We start from the raw sequence: 3,881 nt of genomic DNA, 5'->3' as shown, positions 1-3,881 counted from the left end.
TTGTTGTCACCGTTGGCAAGAAGACCAAGACATTCTACGGATATACCGATTTGGACGAATATGAGGCATATATCCCATTGTACCAGCTTCCGGTTGGAAAATACTCCATCAAAGTTTCAGTGGATGGCAATCAGTTCAAATCAGGCACCGTCAAAAAGACAATTACAATTAAAAAGGCGGATACCATTGTAAAGGCATCTAAACTAACAGCTAAATACAAGAAATCCAAAAATTTCACAATAAAAGTGAAAAACAAGTCAACACTCCACAAGGTTAAAAACCTCAAGCTTAAGGTTAAGGTGTACACCGGCAAAAAGGCAAAGAAATACATTGTAAAAACTAACAAGAAGGGTATTGCAACAATCAACACCAAAAATCTCAAAAGGGGATCACACAAGGTTGTAATCACTTCCAAAAACAGTAACTATGATGTATATAAAAAGTTAAAAATTGTAATCAAATAAGGATTTTATAATCCTTATTCTTTTTTTTAATTTAATACTTCAAACCATACAAAATCATTGCCTGCATAAAGGCTGATGAATATTGAAGCCAGGCTCACAATCAAAAATACTATAAACACATTCAATGGAGTGAAGGCTAAAAATAACGCCAATGCAATTATCTCTAAGATAATGAACATGACTCTTGACTTGTTGGTATAGCTTAAAACACCCAGAATGATTGGAGTTATTATAATCGCTAATATGTACAATATTGAGTCATATAAGCTTACAATGTTTAGCAAAGGCAGTTTCAATATGAAGCTGAATAGATACATTTCAAGGACTGTTAAGAAGTATCCCTGAACCCCACCGGAAATTGCCTGCGCCAATGTGTGCTTTTTCAAAAGAACCCTTGACCAGATGATCAATGGATACAATATTCCAATCAATGCACCAATTGAGCCCAATAGCAATATCAATGCTGCATTCGGTCCGGACAATCCTGTTGTGTGAACGCTTATCTTCCATTTTGTTGTAATGATTAGGACAACCCCAGTGTTTACTGAATAGCACAATAAAAGACAAGTTAGGAAATTGTCCAGGTTAAAAAGTAAGCAAACCAAAAAGCCAATGAAATATGATATGATTCCAACAATCAATGGCATGTACCTGTCTGACCTGTTGGAGATGTCCTTGTCGGTTCCAAGCCTTTTGGCCCAGAACAGTATGATCGCCATAGGCAATATTGAAGCGAAAATCAGTGAAACTATCTCCAAAGTGATGAACTTTACAAGGTCAAAACTGCCATCTGCAAATGATAATGTTAAACAAATAATCAAAAATAATGGTATGCAGATGATTGGCGGGTTAGTAAATGTTGAAATTGGCTTTGCTATTTTTAACTTATTCATATGGTTATTTATACTTTGTTTAAATTAATAAGTGTTGTGAAAATTATTTAAATGATATGAAAGAAATATATTATTAATTAATTACATTTATGGGGATTTAATTATGAAAATGGAAATCGAATTAACAGATGAGCAAGCGAAAAAAGTTGAAATCCTAAAGGAAAACGGCATGGACATCGGAGATGCTGTGGATGCATTGTTTGAAATGAAGGACATGATTAAAGACCAAAGTACCACAGCAGTTGACTACAGGTTAAATAAGGTCACTCAGGAAAAGGCTGAACTTGAAAAACGTATGGAAGCCCTTGATGAGGAAATATCCTTCTTCAACAAGCTCAAGGACACTTCCCTTGACGTTGACCAAAAGTTCAAGATTGTTGAAAAGGAATATGGCGCTGGCGCAAAAACATACGATGAAAGCGTCCAGGATGCTAAACACAAGTTCAAATGGACCAAATCCATATTCAAATTCTAGATTCTTTTTCTTCATCACTATTTTTTTATATTTTTTCGATTGATATCATGAATATTGTTCAATTTTTGATTGTTGCATAAACAATAGTTGTCAATGCAACAATTTATATATGATAAGGTATTAATAGTATTGTATGAAATCATTAGTAGTTTATTATTCAAGAACAAGCATTACAAAAAGGCTCGCAGAAGACATTGCAAGCAAAACCAGTTCTGATATTGAGGAAATCAAATCAAAAGTAAACTATTCAGGCAAAATCGGTTACGCCCGTGGAGGAAAGGACGCAATAACCGAAAAGATAGTTGAACTTGAAGAGTTAAAATACAACCCGCAAGATTATGATATGGTTTATCTTGGAGCGCCCGTATGGGCAAGCAGAGCTGCAAATCCACTGATTTCATACCTAAAGCAAAACGAAGGTAAATTCAAAAATGTCAAGTTCTTCATGACTGCCGGTAGTAGCGGATTTGAATCAAGCTTTGAACAAATGGAGAAATATTCAATTAAACCACAAAAGACATTGGCATTAACCACTAAAGAAGTCAAAAAGAACGATTATGATTTATCTTCATTCATAGAGTGAAAACATGTCATTAGAGGAGTTTAAAATTATTGATGCAACTAAACTTCCCGTTGGCAAATTATTGACAATCATCGTTAAAAACCAGACATTGTACCTGAACCATCATCTTGAGGAATTCGGTATTAATTCATCCCAATTGCATTTCATGTTTGAGATAGACCATCAAAAAGAAATCAACCAGGAAAAGATTGCCTCAAGATGCAGCATCGACAAGGGATCCGTTGCAAGATCCATCAAAAAGCTTGAGGACAATGGTTTGGTTAAAAGAGAAGTTGATGAGGAAAACAGACGCCAGAAAAAGGTTTCACTAACACCAAAAGGTGAAGAGACCCTATCAAAGGCAATAGATCAACTTAAACAATGGGAAGATTATTTATTTAATGACAATTCAGTTGAAAGGAAAGAGCTACAGAAGACATTGAAAGAGGTAGCGATAAAATCCATAGAGTTAAATCAGAAAGAGGAGTAAAATGGCTAAAAGTAGTAATATTGAAATGATAACAGGTGACCCTAAAAAGGCAATTGTGAAACTGGCATTGCCTATGATGCTCTCCATGTTATTAATCATGCTTTATAATATTGCAGACAGTATCTGGGTAGCAGGACTGGGAGCGGATGCATTGGCTGCAGTAGGATTCATCACACCATTATTCATGGTGCTAGTGGGACTTGGAAACGGTATTGGAGCCGGTGCAAACTCACTGATTGCAAGATACATCGGTGCCGGAAACCGTGACCAAGCGAACAATGCAGGATTGCACGGTATCCTGCTTGCAATTATCGTGTCAGTGATATTCACAATAATAATTGAAGTGTTCATGGTGCCTATCCTTCAGATGATGGGTGCTGGAAGCACAATTCAATACGCAATGGACTACAGTTACATCATCTTCGGATTCCTGTTCGTGTTCGTTTATTCCGGTGTCGCATCAGCGATATTCAGATCAGAAGGAGACATGAGAAGGGCAACAATTGCAATTGCAGTGACTGCCATAATGAACATCATCCTTGACCCAATATTCATTTACGTATTAAACTTCGGAATTTCAGGGGCAGCATGGGCAACAGTGTTCTCAGCGATACTGTCCTGTCTTGTGATGAGCTACTGGATTTGGGGTAAAAAGGACTTATACCTTGACTTAACCCTTAAAAATTTCAAGTACTCAACAAAAATGATTATTGACAACCTTCAGGTTGCAATCCCTTCAACACTTGAAAGCCTTGTGTTTTCCATTCTTGCAATAATCATCAACAGTATGCTCGTGATGGCTGCAGACACAACTGCAGTGGCAGTATATACCGCTTCAATGAGGATTGTGCAACTTGCAATGATTCCATTAATCGGTCTTGGAACCGCAGTATTGACAGTTGCAGGTGTCGCTTACGGTGCACGTAACTATCAGAATTTGAAGACTTCACATTCATATGCTATTAAATTGGGTTTTGCAATATCCATCGCATTGGGT

General features: G+C 36.7%; 6 protein-coding genes. 5 read left to right on the top strand and 1 reads right to left on the bottom strand.

Annotated elements, in window-relative coordinates:
- A partial coding sequence (locus E7Z79_RS09425; RefSeq protein ID WP_303739684.1) for a hypothetical protein occupies nucleotides 1–464 on the top strand: 464 nt, incomplete at its 5' end.
- 26 nt (nucleotides 465–490) lie between these two features.
- Here E7Z79_RS09425 and E7Z79_RS09420 read toward each other — a convergent pair.
- Nucleotides 491–1,357, bottom strand: a complete 867-nt coding sequence (locus E7Z79_RS09420) for a hypothetical protein (RefSeq protein ID WP_292742438.1) — start codon at nucleotides 1,355–1,357, stop codon at nucleotides 491–493.
- A 103-nt stretch (nucleotides 1,358–1,460) separates the two neighbouring features.
- On the opposite strand from E7Z79_RS09420, the gene E7Z79_RS09415 reads away from it, so the two are divergent.
- The 4 genes from E7Z79_RS09415 to E7Z79_RS09400 form a co-directional block, all read left to right on the top strand.
- Entirely contained in the window at nucleotides 1,461–1,832 is a 372-nt protein-coding gene (locus E7Z79_RS09415; RefSeq protein WP_292742439.1) for a hypothetical protein, read from the top strand.
- 133 nt (nucleotides 1,833–1,965) lie between these two features.
- Nucleotides 1,966–2,415: a flavodoxin gene (locus E7Z79_RS09410; RefSeq protein WP_292742440.1), complete on the top strand. Its 450-nt coding sequence runs from the start codon at nucleotides 1,966–1,968 to the stop codon at nucleotides 2,413–2,415.
- A 4-nt stretch (nucleotides 2,416–2,419) separates the two neighbouring features.
- A complete protein-coding gene (locus E7Z79_RS09405) occupies nucleotides 2,420–2,884 on the top strand; it encodes a MarR family winged helix-turn-helix transcriptional regulator (RefSeq protein WP_292742441.1) in 465 nt (154 codons plus the stop codon).
- Between the two features lies 1 nt (nucleotide 2,885).
- On the top strand, nucleotides 2,886–3,881 hold a 996-nt coding region (locus E7Z79_RS09400; RefSeq protein WP_303739683.1), incomplete at its 3' end, for an MATE family efflux transporter.

The sequence above is a fragment of the Methanobrevibacter thaueri genome, from assembly GCF_015062905.1.
Lineage (GTDB): Archaea > Methanobacteriota > Methanobacteria > Methanobacteriales > Methanobacteriaceae > Methanocatella > Methanocatella thaueri_A.
Note: the sequence above shows the minus strand (reverse complement) of the source record. Positions and strands in the feature narration are given on the sequence as shown.